This is a genomic window from Microbacterium schleiferi (genome assembly GCF_015565955.1).
Lineage (GTDB): Bacteria > Actinomycetota > Actinomycetes > Actinomycetales > Microbacteriaceae > Microbacterium > Microbacterium schleiferi_A.
Window position 1 is genome coordinate 2,682,754 of the sequence record NZ_CP064760.1, and the last position, 20,736, is coordinate 2,703,489.

General features: G+C 67.8%; 21 protein-coding genes. 20 read left to right on the top strand and 1 reads right to left on the bottom strand.

The genetic code is table 11. The annotated features are described in order from the left end of the window. Window positions 1–7 precede the first annotated feature (7 nt). The 20 genes from IT882_RS13070 to IT882_RS13165 all read left to right on the top strand — a co-directional run bounded on the left by IT882_RS13070 (window position 8) and on the right by IT882_RS13165 (window position 19,931). Window positions 8–607, top strand: a complete 600-nt coding sequence (locus IT882_RS13070) for a terminase small subunit (RefSeq protein ID WP_195692214.1) — start codon at window positions 8–10, stop codon at window positions 605–607. 85 nt (window positions 608–692) lie between these two features. Beyond that, window positions 693–2,132: a terminase gene (locus tag IT882_RS13075; RefSeq protein ID WP_195692215.1), complete on the top strand. Its 1,440-nt coding sequence runs from the start codon at window positions 693–695 to the stop codon at window positions 2,130–2,132. A gap of 15 nt (window positions 2,133–2,147) precedes the next feature. Further along, window positions 2,148–4,223 carry a phage portal protein gene (locus IT882_RS13080; RefSeq protein ID WP_229382126.1) on the top strand — a complete coding sequence of 692 codons (2,076 nt, stop codon included), beginning with the start codon at window positions 2,148–2,150 and terminating at the stop codon, window positions 4,221–4,223. A 12-nt stretch (window positions 4,224–4,235) separates the two neighbouring features. After that, window positions 4,236–5,003 carry an HK97 family phage prohead protease gene (locus IT882_RS13085; protein WP_195692216.1) on the top strand — a complete coding sequence of 256 codons (768 nt, stop codon included), beginning with the start codon at window positions 4,236–4,238 and terminating at the stop codon, window positions 5,001–5,003. 80 nt (window positions 5,004–5,083) lie between these two features. Next, on the top strand, window positions 5,084–6,307 hold the full coding sequence (locus IT882_RS13090; RefSeq protein WP_195692217.1) for a phage major capsid protein: 1,224 nt from the start codon (window positions 5,084–5,086) through the stop codon (window positions 6,305–6,307). Between the two features lie 72 nt (window positions 6,308–6,379). Continuing rightward, complete coding sequence (locus IT882_RS13095; RefSeq protein ID WP_195692218.1) at window positions 6,380–6,733, top strand: hypothetical protein; 354 nt, start codon at window positions 6,380–6,382, stop codon at window positions 6,731–6,733. Between the two features lie 12 nt (window positions 6,734–6,745). Then, the gene (locus tag IT882_RS13100; RefSeq protein ID WP_195692219.1) at window positions 6,746–7,300 is read left to right on the top strand and encodes a hypothetical protein; all 555 of its coding nucleotides are present in this window, start codon (window positions 6,746–6,748) and stop codon (window positions 7,298–7,300) included. A gap of 29 nt (window positions 7,301–7,329) precedes the next feature. Beyond that, window positions 7,330–7,638, top strand: a complete 309-nt coding sequence (locus tag IT882_RS13105; RefSeq protein WP_195692220.1) for a hypothetical protein — start codon at window positions 7,330–7,332, stop codon at window positions 7,636–7,638. Next, the gene (locus IT882_RS13110) at window positions 7,626–7,889 is read left to right on the top strand and encodes a hypothetical protein (protein ID WP_229382127.1); all 264 of its coding nucleotides are present in this window, start codon (window positions 7,626–7,628) and stop codon (window positions 7,887–7,889) included. The genes IT882_RS13105 and IT882_RS13110 overlap by 13 nt, the downstream gene beginning before the upstream one ends. Before the next feature lie 3 nt (window positions 7,890–7,892). Next, window positions 7,893–8,288 carry a hypothetical protein gene (locus tag IT882_RS13115; protein WP_195692222.1) on the top strand — a complete coding sequence of 132 codons (396 nt, stop codon included), beginning with the start codon at window positions 7,893–7,895 and terminating at the stop codon, window positions 8,286–8,288. 64 nt (window positions 8,289–8,352) lie between these two features. Next, the gene (locus IT882_RS13120) at window positions 8,353–8,940 is read left to right on the top strand and encodes a hypothetical protein (RefSeq protein WP_195692223.1); all 588 of its coding nucleotides are present in this window, start codon (window positions 8,353–8,355) and stop codon (window positions 8,938–8,940) included. 100 nt (window positions 8,941–9,040) lie between these two features. After that, window positions 9,041–9,343, top strand: a complete 303-nt coding sequence (locus tag IT882_RS13125) for a hypothetical protein (RefSeq protein WP_195692224.1) — start codon at window positions 9,041–9,043, stop codon at window positions 9,341–9,343. A 59-nt stretch (window positions 9,344–9,402) separates the two neighbouring features. After that, window positions 9,403–9,708: a hypothetical protein gene (locus tag IT882_RS13130; protein ID WP_195692225.1), complete on the top strand. Its 306-nt coding sequence runs from the start codon at window positions 9,403–9,405 to the stop codon at window positions 9,706–9,708. A gap of 3 nt (window positions 9,709–9,711) precedes the next feature. Further along, entirely contained in the window at window positions 9,712–11,940 is a 2,229-nt protein-coding gene (locus IT882_RS13135; RefSeq protein ID WP_195692226.1) for a phage tail tape measure protein, read from the top strand. Next, window positions 11,937–12,713, top strand: coding sequence for a phage tail domain-containing protein (locus IT882_RS13140; RefSeq protein ID WP_195692227.1), 777 nt, complete (start codon window positions 11,937–11,939; stop codon window positions 12,711–12,713). The genes IT882_RS13135 and IT882_RS13140 overlap by 4 nt, the downstream gene beginning before the upstream one ends. Before the next feature lie 3 nt (window positions 12,714–12,716). Further along, window positions 12,717–15,353: a phage tail protein gene (locus IT882_RS13145; protein WP_195692228.1), complete on the top strand. Its 2,637-nt coding sequence runs from the start codon at window positions 12,717–12,719 to the stop codon at window positions 15,351–15,353. 181 nt (window positions 15,354–15,534) lie between these two features. After that, on the top strand, window positions 15,535–16,005 hold the full coding sequence (locus IT882_RS13150) for a hypothetical protein (RefSeq protein WP_195692229.1): 471 nt from the start codon (window positions 15,535–15,537) through the stop codon (window positions 16,003–16,005). Window positions 16,006–16,015: 10 nt separating this feature from the next. Further along, complete coding sequence (locus IT882_RS13155; protein ID WP_195692230.1) at window positions 16,016–18,445, top strand: glycosyl hydrolase family 18 protein; 2,430 nt, start codon at window positions 16,016–16,018, stop codon at window positions 18,443–18,445. A gap of 518 nt (window positions 18,446–18,963) precedes the next feature. Beyond that, window positions 18,964–19,500, top strand: a complete 537-nt coding sequence (locus IT882_RS13160; RefSeq protein WP_195692231.1) for a hypothetical protein — start codon at window positions 18,964–18,966, stop codon at window positions 19,498–19,500. Further along, window positions 19,497–19,931, top strand: a complete 435-nt coding sequence (locus IT882_RS13165; RefSeq protein WP_195692232.1) for a hypothetical protein — start codon at window positions 19,497–19,499, stop codon at window positions 19,929–19,931. Before IT882_RS13160 ends, IT882_RS13165 begins: the two co-directional genes overlap by 4 nt. 87 nt (window positions 19,932–20,018) lie before the next feature. Here IT882_RS13165 and IT882_RS13170 read toward each other — a convergent pair whose 3' ends face one another. Next, window positions 20,019–20,453: a helix-turn-helix domain-containing protein gene (locus tag IT882_RS13170; RefSeq protein WP_195692233.1), complete on the bottom strand. Its 435-nt coding sequence runs from the start codon at window positions 20,451–20,453 to the stop codon at window positions 20,019–20,021. Window positions 20,454–20,736: the final 283 nt, after the last annotated feature.

The following is a 20,736-nucleotide window of genomic DNA, read 5'->3' on the forward strand; positions in this document are numbered from 1 at the left end:
GGAGCAGGTGCAGCAGGCGCTCGAAGGCCGCCGACGCGGCCTGTCGTTCGCGTCGATCGCTGCGGCGGTGAAGGCCGAAGAGTCGGAGGTGCGCGAGGCGGTCGCTGAGGCGCTCGCCGAGGCACCGGCCGACATCGACCTGGAGCAGGAGCGCGCGCTCGCGTTCTCTCGGCTGGACCGGATGCTGTCAGGCGTGTGGCCCCGGGCTGTGAAAGGCGAGCCCGAGGCGATCGACCGGGTGCTGCGCCTGGAGGACGCCCGCGCACGCCTCCTGGGCGAGCCGGAGCGGGTGCGCGATGGCATCACGTCGGCCGTTGAGGAGACGCTCGCGGCCATCGAGACGGAGCCCGCCGATGCGGCGCTGATCGCGACGGTGCGCCAGGCGGCCCGACAGATTGACCACGCGGTCGCTTTCGGGACGTCTTTCGAGGCAACGAAGGCGATGTACCTGCTCCCCCACCTCTGGAACGGCCTGGAGAAGCTGGGCGCGACTCCGGCGGCGCGGGAAGAACTGAAGAAACGGGCGGAGGAGGCGAGTGGCGACGGCAACAACAAGCGCGCGACGCTCCACGCGCTCCGCACGGCCGCGAAGACGGCTCGGGCATGAGAAAGCTCGCGTATTCACGCCGCCCAAGCGGCGGCTGACGCGCCGCACGTCGCACGGGTATGCGGCGATCGAGTTCGCGGAAGTCGTGCTCTCGATCGTCCTGCTGCCGTGGCAGAAGTGGCTGCTGATACATGCGCTCGAACTGAACGAGGACGGGACCTACCGCTTCAAGACGGTGGTGCTCCTTGTCGCGCGACAGAACGGCAAGTCCACGCTGATGCAGGTGCTGACGCTATGGCGCATGTTCGTGGATGGTGCACCGCTCGTGATCGGGACGGCGCAGTCGCTCGACATCGCGGAGGAGCAGTGGCGCGGCGCGGTCGAACTAGCCGAGTCGGTGCCGGAGCTGGCCGAGTACATCGAGAGCGTGGACCGAACCAACGGGAAGAAGGCGCTGCGCCTGACGACCGGGGAGCGCTACAAGGTGGCGGCGGCATCCCGCCGCGGCGGCCGTGGCCTGTCCGGCGACCTCGTGCTGCTGGACGAGCTGCGCGAGCACCAGAACTGGCTCGCGTGGTCGGCGGTCACGAAGACAACGATGGCGCGGCCGCAGTCGCAGGTGTGGGCGGCGTCGAACGCTGGAGACCTGTCGTCCGTAGTGCTGCGGCATCTCCGGTCGCTGGCCCATCGCGCGCTCGGGTATCCCGACGGCACCGATGGGATGGTGGACCTGCCGCCGCTGGGCGAGGACGCCGGAGAGGAATCGCTGGGCCTCTTCGAGTGGTCGGCGGCCCCCGGCCGCAGCGTGTGGGATCGCGATGGGTGGGCTGAGGCGAACCCGTCGCTCGGCCACACCGTCGATGAGCGCTCGATCGCCGCGGCGGCCTCCACGGACCCGGAGTGGGTATTCCGCACGGAGGTGATGTGCCAGTTCGTGAACATGGCCGGGCTCGGGCCGTTCCCCGCCGGGTCGTGGAGCGCGGCGCTCGACACGAAGGAGGACCGCGCTGCTCGCGGCGTGCGTCGAGACGAGTCGCGTCCCGCCTGCTACGGCGTCGACATGAGTCACGGGCGCGACATGGTGTATGTCGCTATCGCATTCTGGGACACGGAGGGGCGGCCGCGCGTCGAAATCGCCGCGCAGCGCTCGGGACCCGACTGGGTGCTCCCCTGGCTGACGTCCTCGAAGCGGCGAATCCCGCCGACGCACATCGCCATGCAGCGCCGCGGCGCTCCCGTGTCCTCGCTGTGGGACTCGTTTCTGGAGGCCGGGCTCGACCCGACTGCCTGGGAAGGGCCGAACCTCGCGGGCTGGCACGGGACGTTCTACGACCTAATCCGCTCTGGGGTTGCCGACGACGGCGTGGTGAAGCTGACACACGGCGGTCAGCCCGTGCTCGATATCGCGGCCACAACAGCGGACATTCGCCCGCTCGGCGACGGGTGGGTGATTGACCGCAAGGGCTCGCCTGCCGACGCCTCGCCGCTCATGGCCGCAATCGCGGCTGTCGGGCTGCTGATGACGAACCCGGGGCCGACATTCGTGTCGGCCTACGAGCAAGGGGGACTGACGGTCCTCGACTAAACGAGAGGGGGCCGTATGGCCATCCGTGACGCGATCGCTGCTCTGCTCGGGCGGGACAATGCTCGCGACGGCTACCCGGTCGGCGCTGATTGGCTCGGCCCGACATTCCGCGAGATGATCCTTGGGCTCACGCCCGAGGAGCTATACCGCACGCAGCCGCATCTGCGGATCGTGCTGTCGTTCGTCGCGCGGAACGTCGCGCATCTCGGGCTCAAGGCGTACGAGCGCGTGAGCGATGCTGACCGTCGGCGACTCCAGGACGACCCGCTGGCGCTGCTCCTGAAGTACCCGAACGAGTCGATGACGCAATACGAGCTGATCGAGTCGCTCGCATCGGACCTCGGCCTCTACGACGTCGCGTACTGGTTCGTATACGAGGACGTCGACCGGCCGTCGGGCTGGGCTATTCAGCCGATTCCGCCGTCCTGGGTGACGGGGCACTCCGGCGGGACGTCGTTCGCTCCGGCGAAGTATGTCGTCGTGTCCGCCGCGGGCGAGGAAACGCGGATCGCGGCGAAGGACATGGTGGTGTTCCACGGGTGGAACCCGGGCCGCCCGAAGCACGGGGCGTCGCCGATCCACACGCTGAAGCAAATACTCGCTGAGCAGGTGCAGGCGTGGTCCTACCGCGAGCAGGTCTGGCAGAACGGCGGCCGCGTCGGCTCCGTCATCACTCGGCCGAAGGATGCGGCGTGGTCTGATGCGGCGCGCGAACGGTTCGCGCGCGACTGGAAGAACCGCTGGACCGGCCGCACCGGCAAGAAGGCGGGCGGCACGCCGATCCTCGAAGACGGCATGGAGCTGAAGCAGATGCGCTTCAACGCCCGCGAGGAGGAGTGGGCCGAGGTCGCGAAGCTCGCGCTCGCCACGGTCGCGGCGGTCTACCACGTAAACCCGGTCATGGTCGGCATCCTCGATAACGCGAACTTCTCGAACACGAAGGAGTTCCGCAAGATGCTGTACTCCGAGACGCTCGGCCCGCTGCTCGCGATGATCGAGGACCGGATCAACACGTTCCTGGTCCCGCGGATCGCGGAGAGCGCGTCGGCCTATGTGGAGTTCAACATCGAGGAGAAGCTTCAGGGCGACTTCGAGGAGCAGGCGGCGATCCTGTCGACGTCGGCGGGGGCTCCGTGGATGACGCGGAACGAGGTCCGGGCGCTGCGGAATCTCCCGGCGGTCGAAGGCGGGGACACGCTCGTCGTGCCACTGAACGTGCTCACGGGCGGTCAGGCGTCCCCGCGGGACTCCGGCACTCAGAACGAGCGGTCGGGGCCTGCGATCACCAAGGGCGCGCTCGACATGCTGTTGAAGCTCTCCGAGTCGCATCCGGATCAGGTCGGCGACATCCTGCGGGAGTTGTCGTCCGGTAAAGCGGTCGAGGACATCGGCGAGCTGCGCGAGGTCCGAGAAGGTGAGCGCGTCACCGTCCGGGCGAAGGAGATGGCTCCGCCGACCTACGTGCAGAAGGCCGATGAGGTCGTGGCGGCGTTCTTCGCTCGGCAGCGCAAGTCCGTGCTCTCACGCCTGGGCGCGAAGTCGAGCGAGTGGTGGGACGAGGAGCGGTGGAACGACGAGCTGTCGGTTGATCTGCTCGCGCTCGCGCTGAACACGACGGTCGAGGTAGCTCGGGCGGCGCTGGAGCGGGTGGGGCTGTCGGAGGACGACTACGACGTTTCTCGCACCGAGGCGTTCCTGTCCGAAGTCGCGAAGTCACGGGCTGGGGCGATCAACGCGACGACGCGCGAACAGGTGCAGGCGATCCTCGACGGTGACGGGCCGGACGGCGTGACCGATCCGGGGCATGTGTTCGATGTGGCTGAGGGGTCCCGGACGGCGACGATCGCAGCCACGCTCGTAACGACGTTCGCCACGTTCGCGACGGTCGAGGCCGGGAAGCAGAACGGCGGCGCGACGAAAACGTGGATTGTGACATCCGGGAATCCCCGCCCGGAGCACGCCGCGATGGATGGCGAGACCGTCGGCGTTGACGACGTGTTCAGCAACGGAGCCAAGTGGCCGGGCGACCCGGTGCTCGGCGCAGATGGCGTCGCGGGGTGCACCTGCGACGTCGAAGTGACCTTCGGCTGAGAGGAGCCAAGCATGAAGATCAAGAGCCTCCCCGTGCGGTTCAAGACCGGCGAGGCGGACGGGCTCGCGGAGGGCGAGTTCATCGTCTACCCGTCCACATTCACACGCACGCCGGATACGTACGGCGATGTGGTCGCGAAGGGCGCGTTCGCGTCGGGCATCGCGAAGCGCAAGGAGGCGGGCATCACCCTCTCCGGCCTGTACGGGCACCGGATGGATGACCCGCACCTCAACATCGCCGCGGCGATCGAGGAGAGCGAGGACGACCACGGCTGGCGCGTCAAGGGCGCGTTCGACATGGACGACCCGACGGCCGCGAAGGTCTACCGGCTCGTCAAGTCCGGCCGAATCCGGGAGCTGTCGTTCGCGTACGACGTGCTCGATGAAGGGCCGGTCGTGCTGGAGGACGGCACGAAGGCGAACGAACTGCGCGACCTCGACGTGTTCGAGTTCTCTTTCGTGCCGGTCGGCGCGAATCGGGACACATCGGTCGTCGCCGTCAAGTCCGCGGTCGACGCGCTCGCCGTCGGCCTGAAAGCTGGCCGAGTCCTCTCGGCCAAGAACGAGGAGACGCTACGGGAGGCCGTCGAGGCGCTCTCGGCATCCGTCGCCTCGATCAAGAGCGTCCTGTCCCAGACGGGGACGGGCAACGACCAGGAGAAGACCGGCGGTAACGCTCGGACCAACGACGAGGAGCCCGATAAGGCCAAGTCGGAGGAGTTCGCGCCCAACCCGACCCGTCAGGCACTGGCGAACCACTGGCTGACTCAGGCTCTCTGAGTCGGTCATCCATCAACGCCTCTCCCCTATCGGGGAGGGGCTTTTTTAGTGCCCGGGAACGGGCAGGAAGGGGTTCCGCCGTGAACCTGAAGGAGCGGCTCAAGCAGCTTCAGAAGTCCATGACCGCGATCGTGAACGGCGCGAAGGCGGCCGAGCGCGACCTGACCGACGAGGAGATGACCCTCCTCGAAGAGAAGGCGAATGAGGCGGCCGAAATCAAGAGCAAGATCGAGCGCTCGGAGAAGTCCGCGGCTCTCGTCGCCCGCATCGGTGGCCTGAAGTCGGAGGAGGAGTCGACCGACGACGACCCCGCGGATGTTCCCGCGAAGTCGCTCGGCGCGCACTTCGTCAAGCACCTCGGCAAGCGGTCGCTGAAGGAGCCGGGCACGATCCACACGCCCGAGTTCAAGGCGGCCACCGACACGCAGGCCGTCGGCGGCCACGAAGGGGCATTCGGTCCGCTCGTGACCGACGTCGACCGTTCGTTCGTGCTCCCGAAGCGCGAGCGCCTGGTCGTCGCGGACCTCCTCGGCTCCGGCTCCGTGTCGGGCACCGCCATCACCTACCCGGTATACGGCGCGCTCGAAGGCGGCACCGGCACGGTCGGCGAGGGCGGCCAGAAGCCGCAGATGCACGTCGGCGACCCGACGTGGAAGACCGACGCCCTCGGCGAGGTCGCGGGCTGGTTCAAGATGACCGACGACATGGCCGAGGACCTCGACTATGTGGTGTCGGAAATCAACTCGACCGCGCTGTACGACCTCGCGTCGAAGGAAGAGGCGCAGCTTCTCTCCGGCGACGGCACGGGGTCGAACCTCCTCGGCATCCGCAACCGCTCGGGCGTGCAGACGCTCGCGCGCGGCGAGGACGACAGCAAGGCCGACATCCTGTTCAAGGCCATCGGCCGGGTGAACACGGCGACCGGCTTCACCGCCGACGCGCTCGTGATCCACCCGCTCGACTACGAGGAGCTGCGCCTGAACAAGGACGGCAACGGGCAGTACTACGGCGGCGGCTACTTCTCCGGGCAGTACGGACCCGGCGGGATCGTCGTGCAGCCGCCCGTCTGGGGCCTCCGCACGGTGGTCACCTCCGCGGTCCCGCTGGGCGAGCCGGTGGTCGGCGCGTTCTCCGCGGCCGCGAAGGTGTTCCGCAAGGGCGGTGTCCGGGTCGAGTCGACCAACTCGCACGAGGACGACTTCACCAACGACAAGATCACCGTTCGCGTCCGCGAGCGCGTCGGTCTTCAGGTGAAGTACCCGGCCGCGTTCGTGAAGGTCGACCTGTCGGAGTACCAGCCCTGAGCCACGCGAGTGCCCGGCCCGGGGTGACACCTCGGGCCGGGCTGCTCCCCAACAAATCGAGGAGGGCCTGACATGGCACTGAAGAACTACGCCGTCAACATCGGCGGCATCGAGCACCACATCCAGCTCGACAAGGCAGATGCGGACCGGATGAGAAAGACCCACGAGCTGACCGAGGCAACGGCCAAGGCGGCGGCAAAGCCCGCGGCCAAGGCGGCGGCAAAGCCCGCGAACAAGGCGGCGGCAAAGCCCGCGAACAAAGCGGCCGCGAAGGCCGACGCCGAAGAATCGAAGGACACCGAAGCCGCGGACGAGACCGAGGAATCGAAGGACACCGAAGCCGCGGACGAGACCGAGGAGTCGAAGGACACCGAAGCCGCGGACGACACCGAGGACGCGACCGACCCGGACGCGTCGGACCTGTAAGGGAGAGTGGCCGTGCCGATCAACGCAACAGAACCGTTCGCCTCGGTGGAGGACATGGAGAAACGCTCGCAGGGCGAAATCAGCGCGGCCACTCACCCGTACCTCGCGTCGGAGCTGCTCGCGGCGACGAACGACATCCGCTCCTTCTGCCGGTGGCACATCTCGCCGGTACTGGAGAAGGACTACGTGCGGTTCGGCGGGTTTGCCGACGACGTGTGGCTACCAGCGATGGAAATAACGGGGATCACAGAGGTGGTCATCGACGGCGAGGCGTGGACGCCGGAGCAGATCGAGGATGAGGTTGAGTTCGACCCGGCGACAGGGTGGACGAACCTCTACGGGCGCGCTGTCCGGGTGAAGTACACCGCCGGGTTTGCCGAGGTGCCGCAGTCGGTGAAGTCAGCAACGCTGGAACTCGCCGCGGCCGCGCTCGGGACCGCACTCGGCCAGACGCGCGAACAGGCCGGGGCGGTTTCTATCCAGTTCGAGGGCGCGGGCGGCGGAATCGACCCGGAGTCGACACGCGGCCGCCGCCTGATCGAATACCGGATTGGGCGGCTCCCGTGATCCGCGGGGCCGTAGCTCGGCACAAGATCGTGATCGTTCGCGCCCCGCGCGTGGATGACGGACGGGGCAACGAGGCGTGGGACTGGGCGAATGCTGTCGAGCGGGAGTCGGAGGGCTGGGCTGTCGACGTCGGCGCGGGCTCGAAGGACACGCAGAACCGCGACGGCGACTCGATCGCGTACACGATCCGCGGCCCTCTCGACGCGGACCTGCGCGCCACCGACCGTGTGCGCCTCTATGGCGTGCTGCACGAGGTCACGGGCGGTGTGGGCCGCCAGATGGGCGCAACGGCCCGCACATCGCACACGGTGGCTGCTCTGGCGGCATGGGAGGGCTGATGGCGAAGCAATCTGTACGGGTCAAGATCAACTCGGCCGGTGTCGTGGCACTGCTGACCGATGCGAAGGTATCCGCGGACCTCGAACAGCGCGGGCAGCGGATCGCGGCGGCCGCGGGCGAGGGGTTCGAGGTCGACGTGACGCGCAACAGCGACCGCGCGGTGGCATTCGTACGTGCCGCTACAACGGAGGCGCGGCTCGCCGAGGCCGAGGATCGGGCACTGACGCGCGCGGTGGATGCGGGGAGGTGACGGATGGCTGAGGTACTGGTCCCCGCAGACGATGAGGCGGCGACTGTCACCGAACTGGCGGCGCGCCTCTCGGTGCATGTCGGGACACGCATCCCTCGGCCGCGCGGCGACGAGTTCGTGCGCGTACTCGCCGTCGGCGGCATCGGGCGCGACCTCGTGACCGACTCACCGACGCTCGTGGTCGAAGGGTTCGCGATCCGCGAGGGCCGGGCGCGGGAGCTGTGCGCGCTCGCGCTCGCTCATCTTCAGGCCGCCGGGCGCTCGGGGAGCATCGGCGGCGTCACTTGTTACGGCGTGCGCGTCGTCTCTCTCCCCACCAATCTTCCGATGCCGTCGGTGCCAGACATGTTCCGGTTCACGGCGACGGTGACCGCGGACCTCCGAAGGGCTGCGGTCTAGTTCCCCCAATCGCACCGCCCCGGCCGGGGCGGTGTTTCGTCACGCCTGAAAGGGGCAGACACGCATGAGCGTGAACAGCAAGAACGTATTCGTCGGGTCGCCGGATCAGGCGACCACCGGGGCGATCCTGACCGGGGAGGAGACCGACGTCATCCCCGAAACGATCGATGACTTCGACTTCACGGGCCTGGACGAGTCCGGGTACGTGAACGAGGACGGCGTGACCATCACGCCCACGGAGTCGACCGAGACAATCCGCGACTGGGCGCTGAACGTGATCCGGCGGATTCTCACCGAGTTCGACGGCACGATCGCGTGGACGCATCTTGAGCTGTCGGTCGGCGCGCTGAAGAACTACATGGGCGACGACAACGTGGAGGTCAGTGAGGCGACCGCGGCGCACGGCACGCAGGTGCGCGCGGCCATCGCGGGCACGGTCCGGCCGATCAAGTCCTGGTACTTCAAGGTCAAGGACGGAGACCGCCGCATCGTCGTGTTCGTTCCGCACGGCCAGATCACGGACCGGGGCGAGATTCCGCTGTCCGCATCTGGCGCGGTGACGCTCCCCGTGACGCTCTCCTCGTACCCCGATTCCAGCGGCAAGTCGATCTACATCTACACGGACGACGGCGTGGTCTCGGCCGGGGCCTAACCCGGCCCACAAGCCAGCGGGCGGGCCGTCGGGGACCGTCCCCGCCCGCTGTTCCCTACCTTCCCCCGACCCATCTCACATCACACAACGGAGGTCCCCTATGGGCTATCAGATTCCCGACTGGAAGAAGTCGATCGACCAGGACAAGTTCGACATCACGACGCCTGAAGGCAAGGTGTTCACGATCCCGAAGGCCGAATACCTGACCGGCCGTCAGGTCGAAGCGTTCCAGACATCCGACTCCCGTGAGGGCGGCATCTACGCGGTACTCGATGACCTCGCGCCTGGGCTCGGCGAGGCGCTGATCGACGTGCCGGTGAAGTACGTGAAAGAGCTGGTCGCTGACTGGCAGAAGGACGCCGGGATCGCCCTGGGGGAATCTTCGGCCTCTGCGAACTCCTAGACCAGCACGCGGAGGCCATCGAGGCTGACCTGCTGGACCGCGGGTGGCGGCTCGCGGACGTGGGGGTCGTCTACTCCTGGCGCGATCTGTGGGTGATGGTGCGTCGGTTCCAGAGGGACGCGGATACGGCGACGTCGCGGGCGATACACGGCGAGCACTGGTCTGTGACGGACCAGTTGCTCGCCGTGCTCGTGGACACGCTTCAGTTCGCGAACTGGCAGAGGGCGGGCAAGAAGAGCGCGCCGAAGCCGAAGCGGTTCCCCCGCCCGTGGGAGAAGCCGAAGGGTCACCAGTTCGGGCGCGACGCGATCCCGATCAGCAAGTTCAACGACTGGTGGAACTCGAAGAAAAGGAAGCGGAGGTGACTCGTGTCTACGAACGGTGTCGAACTCGCGACCGCGTGGGTGAAGCTTGTCCCCACGATGGAGGGCGCTACCGACTCCATCATGGAGGCGCTCACCCCAGGGGTCGCTGCGGCTGAGAAGAAGGGCACCGCTGCGGGGACCGGCTTCGGGACGAAGTTCAAGGCCGCTGTCGGTGCGGTAGCTATCGGCGCGGCCCTGACGGGTGCCTTCGCTGGGCTCTACGACGTCGGCAAGACGTTCGACACCGTGACCGATACGGTGCGCGCCGGGACGGGCGCTCAGGGCGACGCGCTGGATGGGCTGCTCGACGTCGTGAAGGACGTCGGCGCTCAGGTGCCGCGCGAGTTCGAGGACATCGGTACGACGGTCGCCGACCTGAATACCCGGCTCGGCCTGACCGGGGATGACCTGACGACGGTCGCCTCTCAGGTGCTGGAAGCCGGGCGGCTTATGGGCACCGCTGTGGACGTGAACACCGCGTCGGCGGCGTTCAAGGCCTTCGGGCTGACGAACGAACAGGTAGCGGGCGGAATGGATGCGCTATTCCGCGCGAGCCAGGCTACGGGCGTCGGGATGAACGAACTCGCGAATGGCGTGCAGCTCGCGGCTCCGGCGCTGACGAACCTCGGCTTCAGCTTCGAGGACTCGATCGCGCTCATGGGCTCGCTCGACAAGGCGGGCCTGAACTCGCAGCAGGTCGCGGCTTCACTCACACGATCGCTGACGACCCTCGCCAAGTCCGGCGAGGAACCGTCCCAGACGTTCCGCCGCGTCGTGGACGAGATGCAGGGCTACATCGACGCCGGGGACACCGCGTCGGCCCTGAATCTGTCCGGCCAGATATTCGGCACGCGCGGCGCATCGCAGTTCGTGAAGGCAATCCAGGACGGGGTGCTGAACCTCGACAATCTGACCGCCGCTGCGGGCGTCTCGGGCGACACGATCCTCGGCGTCGGCGAGGAGACGATGAGCTTCTCGGAACGCTGGCAGGTCACGATGAACACGGCGATGACGGCCATCGAGCCGCTCGCGACATCCCTGTTCACAGCCATCTCGGACGGGCTGAAGACGGCTATGCCGACGCTTCAGGCGCTCGGCGATTGGGTGTCCGAGAACACTGTCGCGATCGGCATCATCGCGGGCGTTATCGGCGTGACGCTGGTGGCGGCAATGGTCGCGTGGACGGCATCTATCTGGGCCTCCACGATCGCGCTCCTGGCAAACCCCGTCACATGGATCATCCTGGCGATCGTCGCGCTGATCGCAGCCGTCGTCGCGCTGGTCATGAACTGGGATGTCGTAGTCGCGTGGATATCCGATATCTGGTCGGGATTCATCGACTGGATCAGCGGCGTCATCGACGGGTTCGTGTCCTGGTGGAACGACGCATGGGCCGCGGCGGGAGAGTTCTTCTCGTCCATGTGGGACGGGATCGTAGCGTTCGCGCAAGGCCTGTGGCAGTTCTATATCGGCTGGCTGATCGACATCATCGTGTTCCTGATCCAGAACTGGGACGCGATCTGGGCCGAGGCCGGCCGAATCATCTCCGAGGCCTGGGGGAACATCGTCGGCTGGGTATCCGACGCGATAGCGAACGTGCGGGACACCATCATGGCGGTCGTCAACGCGATCGTCTCGTGGTGGACCGGCGTCTGGGAGGGGGTCGGGTCCTTCTTCCGGGGAATCTGGGACGGACTGGTCGGCGTCGTGCGGAATGTCGGGTCCGTTTTCGGCTCTGTCTTCACGGGCGTGCGCGACACAATCGCGAACGCCTTCAACGGAATCGTGTCGATCGTGAAGGCTCCGATCAACGGAATCATCGGCCTGGTAAACGGTGCCATCGGGGCGCTGAATCGCCTGTCGGTCACCATCCCGGATTGGGTGCCTTTCGTGGGCGGCCAGACGTGGGGGCTCTCCCTCCCGCGGATTCCGATGCTCGCCGCTGGCGCAACGGTCCTCCCCCGTTCGGGCGGGACGCTCGCGGTGCTCGCGGAGGCTGGTCGGCCCGAATCTGTGGTCGACACGGGCCTGATGAATCGGGCGCTGGAGGAGGGCCTGGACGGCAGCGGCTCGCGCGGGATGACCGTGCAGGGGCCGCTCGTGCAGGTCGAGAACATGACGGTCGATTCCGACGACCGCGTGGAGGAAGTTGCTCAGGAGCTGTGGGAGCGCGCGCAGCGTGCGGAACGCGCGAAGGGCAACGTGAACCTTGAGGGAGCGGTGGTCGAGTGAGTTTCGTATTCGGTTCGTTCGACACGGACAGCCTCGGGCTGATCGCGACCCTCGTGTCCCTCCCGTCGGTGGACGGCCTGTCTCTGGAAACCCTGGAGGCGGTCGGCACCGACGGTCGCATTCTCGGCGGGACGACCCGCTCCGGCGCGACGTTCGATTTCGACGTTGTGCTGGAGGGTTCGTCTCCCGACGATGCGGCGGGGAAGCGGGATGCGTTCGCGGCCGCGGTCGACCCGGCGAAGGGCGAGCAGTGGCTCACGTTCGATGCTGCGCCCGACTGGCGCTGGAAGGCGATCCTGGCGGCGCGTATCCCGTGGGCTCGGGTCACCTGGGATGCGGCGGCCGGGTTCAAGTTCCGTGCGACCGTGCGCTTCTCAGCGCTAGAGGCTTACGGGCGGCTGGCCGTCGATGAAAGTTGGGAGTACACATCCCCCGGCTCGCGCGTCATCTCCCGCACGAAGGGCAACGCGCGCTCGTACCCCACGGTCGAAATCGAGGGGGTGCTCGCGGAGGGCGACGACGTGACGGTCACGCTCGGCGACGTCGAGTGTGTCGTCGCTGGTCCTCTCGCGAGCGGGCAGGTACTCCGGCTCGATTGGGACCTGTTCGACTTCGGACTGTGGACGGGGGGCGCGAAAGACGCCTCTGTGGTCCGCGGGATGTCGACGCTGGATCGGCCCGAGCTGTGGCCGTCGGTGGCGACCCCATTCAACGTCGCGACGACGGGCACCGTGAGTCGGTGCGCGCTGTTCGCCAACTCTCGGAGGCAGTAACGCATGTGGGACAACCGATTCCTGTGGTCGGGCGAGATTCCGCTGTCGTGGCCGGGCCTCGGGCCGGTCGCGTTGCAGCGGTTCGAGGAGCGCGACGCGAACAACAACTTCCCCGACTCGGTGGACCCAAGTCATGTGTGGGAGAGCAACATCAACTGGGCGACCACATCGGCGCTCAATGAGCCGGGGCGGCACGGGAAGGACCTCGCGTTCAACCGGATCAATCCGGGGTCCGAACAGGAGCGGGTGACGCTCCCGTACTTCCCCGGGCTGTGGCCGTCGTCCGGGCGGCTGCTCGTCGGCCTGTGGGTGCAGCAGAACTACACGATGACCTTCAACCCGCTTCTGTCGACGCGGGGCGGATCGAACCCGCTGATCTACCTGTCCACATACACGAACGGCCGGTTCCGCCACGGTGTTTATGACGGCTCGGGGTCGTCCGTGCTTGACCAGTACGAGGACCCGGCATGGGTCGGCTCGACCGATCATGTGTGGCTTGGGCAGTACGTCGACATGGATGCGCAGACGTCGCAACTCGTGTCGGTGGAGCGGTCGACCGGCCGGTACTTCATCGGCCCGGCCCGCGCCCTGTCGGGTGCGCCGAACGCGGCATGCGTGCGGGACCTTGACGTGTTCTCGCTCCAGACCGCGGGGTACTACACCGGCGGGTTTGCCGACGAGGTGCTCGTCGCGCACCCGTCGGCGTCGTTCGATCTGTCGGGGTTCGTGGAGGCGCTCGCGCGGGGCGTGTGGTCCCGCGGTGCCGACGTCGCGGCTGTGGGGAACCTAGCAGTCACGGACGGCGCGGTGACTGCCGGTGAGGACTACACGCTCGTGCTTGGCGCAGAGCAGGTGTCCTGGACCGAAGCGCCGGAGCCATCGGTGGCCGGTGCGATCCCGTTCTGGTCCGACGACGATGGCGAAACGTGGTCAACGGGCGCGCTCCCGGCGACGTTCGCGGGCCTGCTGCGGTGGGACGTCCCACTGACGGCCGGGGATACGTTCACGGGGCTCGACCTGCTCCCGCCCTCGCCCACACTCGCGCCCATCGCGGCGCAGTCGGTGGAGCAGCAGGGGGAGGTCGATATTCCGCTGACGGCGACGTACCACGGGGCTCCCGAGTGGACGGTGGCCGCACCTGGCATTGCGGCGACGATCGCGGACGACGTGCTGACACTCGCGCCCGGGTGGGCTGCGGGGGAAATCACGGTCACGGTCACGCTGCGTGACGAGTACGACCGGATCGCGTCGCGCTCGTTCGTGCTGACGGTTTCTCCGGCCCCGTGGTCGCCTCCGCCGCCGCCGCAGTATCCGCACACACCGATCGTGATGTGGGACGGCGATGGGCCGTCCGAGGCGATCATCGACCCCCTGTCGGCCGAGGTCGTGAAGGAGAACAACGGCGAGCACACGCTGGAGTTCAAGCTCCCGGCATCCCACCGCAAGGTCGGCGCGGTGCAGTCCGAGAGGAGGGTGGAGCTCGCAGGCGAACGATACCGGGTGCGGCGTGTCACAACGTCGCGCGAGGGTCGAGCCCCGGCTGTGCGCGCGTACTGCGAGGCGGAGTTCTATGACCTCGCCTACGCGGGGCAGGTGCCCGCGAGCGACTACCTCCAGACAACGGCGGGTGCCGCGATGGAGGAGGCGCTCGAAGGCACGGGCTGGACGATCGGCGCGGTTACGGTGACGACGCGCCGCACCTACTCGGCGGAGCAGGCATCACCGCTCGCGCGCCTGCGGGCGATCCAGAGGAACCACGGCGGCGATCTGCTGTTTGATTCGGCGGCCAAGACGGTATCGCTCGTGGTGCAGTCCGGGCGGGATAACGGCGTCGCGTTCCTCTACGGGCGCGGACTCTCCGGGTCGAAGAGGGTAGAGGACACGACGTCGCTCGTGACGCGAATAACCGCGCGCAACGCGGACGGCGTGACGATCGCGGACGTCAACGGCGGATCGCCATACGTCGAGGACTACACCTGGACGTCAGAGGTGCGGGAGGCGGTGTACGACTTCGCGTCGGGCACCTCGCCGTACACGATGCTGGCGATGGCTCAGGCAACGCTCGCGGCGCGGTCGAAGCCGTCGTTCTCGTACGAGTTCACGGTGGCGGACCTGTCTCACATCACGGGGCAGGAGGTAGATGCGTTCGACGTCGGCGACATTGTGACCGTCATTGATGCGGAACTCGGCATCCGGGAGACGCAGCGGATCGTGAAGGTTCGGCACGACGTCGCGCGCCCGTGGGCGTCGAAGATCACACTGTCGGGCAAGCTGCGGGAGCTGGGCTCTTCGGAGGCGGCTGCCGAGTCGGCGTTCACGACGGGGGCGGGGTTCTCCACGTTCGACCTCGTGCCTTACAACCTCCTGAAGAATGCCCGGTTTGACTCGGGGCTCGCTCACTGGGCGGCGTCGGGTGTGACGGTCGTGGACGGCAAGGGCACGGGCGACTACGCGGCCCGATTCGAGGGCTCCGGCGTCCGGTGGATCGAACAGACGGTCGCCCCGGACAACCGCGATACCTACGCGCTGTCGATGCGGGTGGATGTGTCGGAGGCGGGGGTGGTGCCGAACATTCAGGCGATCGCGACGGTGTTCTACGAGGACGGATCATCCGACTCGATTCCGGTGGAACTCGCATAGGGGGTGGTGCTGTGCAGGGCACGTTTCGAGTACAGAAGCGGGTCGCGCGGGTAACACTCCGAGTCGAGGTGGCCGACCCGGCTGCGGCGGTGGACGTTACGGACATCATGCTTCAGCCGGGCGGCTCGTCGTCGGGGTGGCTGCCGCACACCACGGAACTCCCGTGGTCGGCAGGTGTGACATGACTCGGGTCGTCGCGCGCATCCCGGCATTCGCCGGGCGCGTGGAGGCTATCGCGGTGCATATCCGCAGTGAGGACCTGCCGGAAGGGGTGGCGGTCGACGTCACCGACATTCAGATTCAGCCGAAGGAGCCGACGGGCGTCGTCCCGCACCCGGCCGACATCATGACGCGGCCCGGCGCTCGGGAGTACCGAAACGGCGTGCTGCCGCGATCCGACTCGATCATCGCGCTCGGCAACCCGGAACGGGCATCTCCTACTCGAGTGACGGTGACGGCCGAGGGGAACGTGCGGGTCGGATCGCTCCGGTTCGGCGCTGTCGCTGGCACGGCTGTAGCCGACGGCGAGGCCGGAACCACGACACAGGGCTGGGGGCGTGTGCCGGTCGTGGCTGAACGGTCCGACCTCCAGGCGCGCGTGGACGTCGAATCGCCTACTCACTTGACGGTCGAGTGGGCGGACAGGTACTAGGGGGTGCCCCGTGAGGGTATGGGTGTGGGTCGGGCTGCTCTGGACGGATCGCGTGCGGGCCGCGCTGGAGCACTACGGCGATCGGATCACCGACGTGTCGATCTTCGGCTGGCATGTCGACGCGACGGGAACCTTGAGTGAGGACTTCGACCCGGCGCTGCTCGATCCCTACCGGGAGAAGTGGCCGCATCTCCGGTTCTGGCTCGCGTTCCGTAACGACGGCGTGCAGTCGATCTTCCAGTCACTACTCGATAGCAGGTCGGCGCAGGATGCGCTGCTGGCGGGCCTCTCCGCCGCGCTGGATGAGTACCCGTGGCTGTCAGGAGTCGACATCGACTTGGAGCGCGGCGGCGAGGCGTACAACGCGCTACCGGCCGAGGACCTCTTTCGTCGCGTCGCCGGGCTCTGCCACGAGCGGGGGCTGGAGTGCGCGGCCGCTCTTCCGCCACTAACGGCGACGGGCTCGGTCGGCGGCGAGAACTGGGTGAGGTACAAGCAGCTCGGACAGATTCTCGACCACCTGACGATCATGTCCTACGACTTCGCGTGGTCCGGCTCCGCTCCCGGCCCGGTCTCCCCGGGCTACTGGATGGAGGACGTATACGACTGGGTGACGTCGCAGGTGGACCCGGCGAAGGTTCGGATGGGCGTCCCGCTCTATTCGTATTTCTGGGACATCCACAACTACCCGGCCGCGCTCGGCAAGACCTATCGAGGCGCGTCGGGGACCTATTACGCGGCTTGGCAGTTCTTCACCGGGTATCGAGCGATCGACGGCAACGACGCAAACCCGGAAGGGTCCGGGATGCACGACAGGATCGGTTGGCTCGCGTTCCGCGAGCCCGAGTCGGGGTCGGCATGGGGATTCCTGGGGGTCTATGACTGGCGGGATGCGCCGGACTGGGATGCCGGGTCCTCTGCCGGGGTGACGGCCGCAGAGTATGCCGGGCGGCCCTACTGGGCGCGATACGGCCTCGCGGCGGGCGAGCCGTACTGGGCCGTGGTCGACAATTCGGCGGGCGGATCGGGGGCAACGTACACGCTGCATCCCCGGAAGGTGGTTGACCAGGACGGGAACCGGGTAGGGCCGAAGGTCGGGTTCACGATCACCGCGGAGATTCTGCGGCGCTATCCCGTGGCCGCGACCATCCTCGATGACTCGGCATCGACGGCGGGGACCCTGGCGCTGTTCTACGACGTCGCGTCCGGCTCCTGGGGGTACTGGGAGGACGCCGAGACGGGGTACTCGCAGTACCGCGGGGTGGGCCAGCTCGACCTCGCGCACGACTTCACCGACGATGCGCTCTACATGCAGGTGCGCGGCCAGTTCGTCGGCGGATACGGCTGGTCGGGAGTGACCGTCCGAGGCATCACTGCCGAGGTGCATCCGTCGGGTGAGATTCGCCTGAAGGAGGGCGCGACGATCATCGCGTCGGGCTGGGCTACGGCCCGGCCGGTCGATGCGGCTGCGGGGACGGGCCGGTTCGTGCTCGGGCTCCGCGTGCGGGAGAACACCGCTCGCGTCTACTTCGCCCTGTACGACACTTCGGAGCTGCCGCTGGTGCTGTCGGCGGCGGTGACGCCTTCGGGTGGCACCGCCGCGGTGGTATCGCAGTCGGGGCTCTGGGTCGATCGGGTCTACGTCGGCGACGGCTGGTGGTATCAGCCGCGGGAAGCCGTGGAGGTCAGCGTGGGCGGCTCGTCTGCGCTCCTCGGCCGCGTCCCCCGGTCCGACGTGACGTGGGACGCGGCGAACAGGTTCCGGCCGAACGCAGACGTCGATGAGTGGGAGACACGCTCCGACGGCTACTCGCTCGACTGGGCGCACGAGCACTGGGTCGACGCGCCGCTGTCCGCGGACGTACCGGCAGCGGTGCGGGTCACGGCGACGGATCACGACGTGTGGTTCGGCCGGGTGCTCGCGGTGAACCGGGACGGTGCGGTCGTCGCGTACTGGTCCGACGCCGAGACGGTCGCGCATTGGCGGGACCGGGCGCTCTTCGACTACGGCCTCCAAGGCCTCGGGCTGTGGACGCTCGGGCAAGAAGACATGCGGACCTGGGACCGGCTGGCCGGGGCGAGCTGTCGACGGAAACGAAACGCATCAACTCCTGACCCGACCGCCGGGTCACAAACCAACAGAAAGGGGAACTCATCATGGGTTTCGAGTACGACATCATCGACGGCCAGCGGGTCGAGAAGAACGTCGCCGCCGCCTACCGGCAGGCCGCGGCGGCATTCAAGGAACGTACCGGCCTCGACGTCAAGGTCACGTCAGGCGTCCGAACGGAGGAAGAGCAGCGGGCGGGATACGAGGACATGCTCGCGGGGCGCACGAGCGTCAAGTGGGCAAAGCCCAGCGAGTCCTCGCACTGCGAAATCGGCCCCTCCGGCCCCCGCGCGCTCGACCTCCGCGACACCGGCCAGGACTACGGGCTGACCCGTAAGGGAACGGAGCGCTGGCACATCTGGCAGGAGGTCGCTGCGCCCTATGGGTTCACCTGGGGCGGGTGGGGCGTCCCCGACTCGGAGGGCTGGCACCACGAGAACCACGCCGTCACCGTCGGCGCATACGGGGGCACGCCCGCCGCGGCGGTGCAGACATCCTCCCGCCCGGACCCTGGCGTCGTCGTGAAGGGCTGGAACTGGAACGGGATCGCGGCGATGCTCCGCCGGTACGACGGCTACCGGGGAAACAACACTCCCGGCCCCGTCATGATCGCGGCGCTTCAGCGGTTCCTGAATCGCCTCGGATACGCGCGCGAGGCGCTCGGTCACAACCTGAGGGTAGACGGCGACTTCGGCGACAACACGGCCGCAGCGACCCAGGAATGGCTTCGCCAGCGTTGGGGCTACACCGGGCAGATCGACTCGTGGTTCGGTGACGGCACACACGCCGCATGGAACCGGGCTGAGGCGGCGAACTGGATCGCGTCGCCTCAGTGGCGGGCGTAGGCCGTGGTCGGGGAACGCAAAGGTCAGGACCGCCCCGCGTGGGCGGCCCTGACCGCGCTCCTCGTTCTAGGCGCGCTGCCCGGCGCGGTGATGCTGTTCACCGCCGCCGCCCCGGTCGACCCGAACGACATGCCCGATCCGCTGCGCGAGTGGCTGGAGTCGGTGTCGGTCTATCAGGCGATCGTGTGGCTCGCCGGTATCGCGTTCGCGCTCTGGTTCGTCTGGAAGAAGGGATGGCGGCTCTTCGTGCGAGGCGCGAAGTCCGTCGTGCGTGTCGCAGAGCTGGCGGAGAAGTTCTCCGGCCTGCCGGAGTTCATGGCCGAGCAGCGGACGGTGAACAAACGCCACGACGAGTACCACGAGCGCCTCAGCCGGACCGTCGATGAGGTGCTGAAAGAGACCCGGCCGAACTCCGGGTCGACGCTCCGGGACGACCTGAGCACGACCAACGCAACAACAAAACTGCTCGCGCATCGGATGGCGCGGATAGAGACCGCGCTGGGGCTGGATCCCAGCGCAGATATGGAGGAGGACACATGATCGCAAATCTCCGCGCCTGGCTCACGGATGACCGTCGGCAGGCGCTTCATGCCGCACTCGGCACGCTGGCGGCCTTTGCCGTCGCTGCGGGGTGGCTGAACGGGAACCAGGAGGAGGTGGTTGTCGGGCTCATCGGGTCGCTGCTCGCCCTCGTGCAGGGCCTCCTGTCGCTGTCGCTCCTCTCGTCGTCCGGGAAGGCGCGATGGTTCTCGACTGTTGGGCGCGGCCTGATCTACGGCGCAGCGGCCGCTGCTGGCGCTGCTGGCGTCGGATTCGGGCTCTTCGGGGCCGACGTGGTGGAGTACTGGCTCGGCCTGCTCACGGTGGCGCTGACGGTCGTGTCGTCGTTCCTCGCGGTCGTGAATGTGCAGACCACGGATGCTGCGCCGAGCGACGCGCGCCAGACCCTGAACCCGCGCCTCGAACCCTGAATGCCGACGTCCGGCAATGCAAGAAACGAATGCGCCCCGCGCACCCGCCCTTTCTCGGGCCGGTGCGCGGGGCGCTTTTTCGTCGTTCTACGCGCGTGACTTCGCGAGGACCTCAGACTTGACGATCGCGTACGCGCGATCGCCGATGCGGTGCGCGGCGAGCTTTCCTTCTTCGATCATCTGCCGGATACGCTGCGGGGAGACGTCGAGAATCGCGGCGGCGGCGGTGACGCCGATAAGGTCGGGCACGCGCTGGTCGCCCTCCCGCGCGTCGGCCTCCTCCTCGGTCATGAGGTCGAGCCGGATGATGTCACCGAGCGCGTCCTCGGCGACGGCGAGCGCGGTCTGTGCGGCCTGCCTGATGCTGTCGGCGGGGATGGTGAGACGGGCGGCGAAGTTGCCGCGCGGCGTCTCGGCCAGGGTCGGAGAGTAGGCAGCGAGCGCGTCCATGTAGCGGTCGACCTGCTCGGGCGTCATGCGCCCGCGGCGCGCGGCCTCGACCTCAGCGGTGTAGTGCTCCATCGTGTCTCCTCTTATCTGGGGGCCGGTCCGCCCGGCCCCCGTCTTGCCTACCTCGGCCAAATGAACCCCGCGCGTCTCGCATAGGCGAGTGAGTTCTTCCAGGAGCGGCCGTCGCTCGGCGTGCCCGCGAAGGTAGTGATCTTCTGGCCGTCACGGCTGACGATGAGGTGCCCGCGGCTGGTCACCTCCAGGTCAAACCCTTGGGCCTCTAGTGCCTTCGCGATCTTCTTCAGTTCCTTGTGCATCGTATCCCCAATCGCTTGCGTCTCGGTAATTCGAAGCT

Bases quoted from the DNA above. Each gene is read 5' to 3' on its own strand.
- IT882_RS13080 (WP_229382126.1), top strand. From the start codon at position 2,148: ATGGCCATCCGTGACGCGATCGCTGCTCTGCTCGGGCGGGACAATGCT.
- IT882_RS13085 (WP_195692216.1), top strand. From the start codon at position 4,236: ATGAAGATCAAGAGCCTCCCCGTGCGGTTCAAGACCGGCGAGGCGGAC.
- IT882_RS13095 (WP_195692218.1), top strand. From the start codon at position 6,380: ATGGCACTGAAGAACTACGCCGTCAACATCGGCGGCATCGAGCACCAC.
- IT882_RS13110 (WP_229382127.1), top strand. From the start codon at position 7,626: ATGGGAGGGCTGATGGCGAAGCAATCTGTACGGGTCAAGATCAACTCG.
- IT882_RS13115 (WP_195692222.1), top strand. From the start codon at position 7,893: ATGGCTGAGGTACTGGTCCCCGCAGACGATGAGGCGGCGACTGTCACC.
- IT882_RS13120 (WP_195692223.1), top strand. From the start codon at position 8,353: ATGAGCGTGAACAGCAAGAACGTATTCGTCGGGTCGCCGGATCAGGCG.
- IT882_RS13125 (WP_195692224.1), top strand. From the start codon at position 9,041: ATGGGCTATCAGATTCCCGACTGGAAGAAGTCGATCGACCAGGACAAG.
- IT882_RS13145 (WP_195692228.1), top strand. From the start codon at position 12,717: ATGTGGGACAACCGATTCCTGTGGTCGGGCGAGATTCCGCTGTCGTGG.
- IT882_RS13150 (WP_195692229.1), top strand. From the start codon at position 15,535: ATGACTCGGGTCGTCGCGCGCATCCCGGCATTCGCCGGGCGCGTGGAG.
- IT882_RS13165 (WP_195692232.1), top strand. From the start codon at position 19,497: ATGATCGCAAATCTCCGCGCCTGGCTCACGGATGACCGTCGGCAGGCG.
- IT882_RS13170 (WP_195692233.1), bottom strand. From the start codon at position 20,453: ATGGAGCACTACACCGCTGAGGTCGAGGCCGCGCGCCGCGGGCGCATG.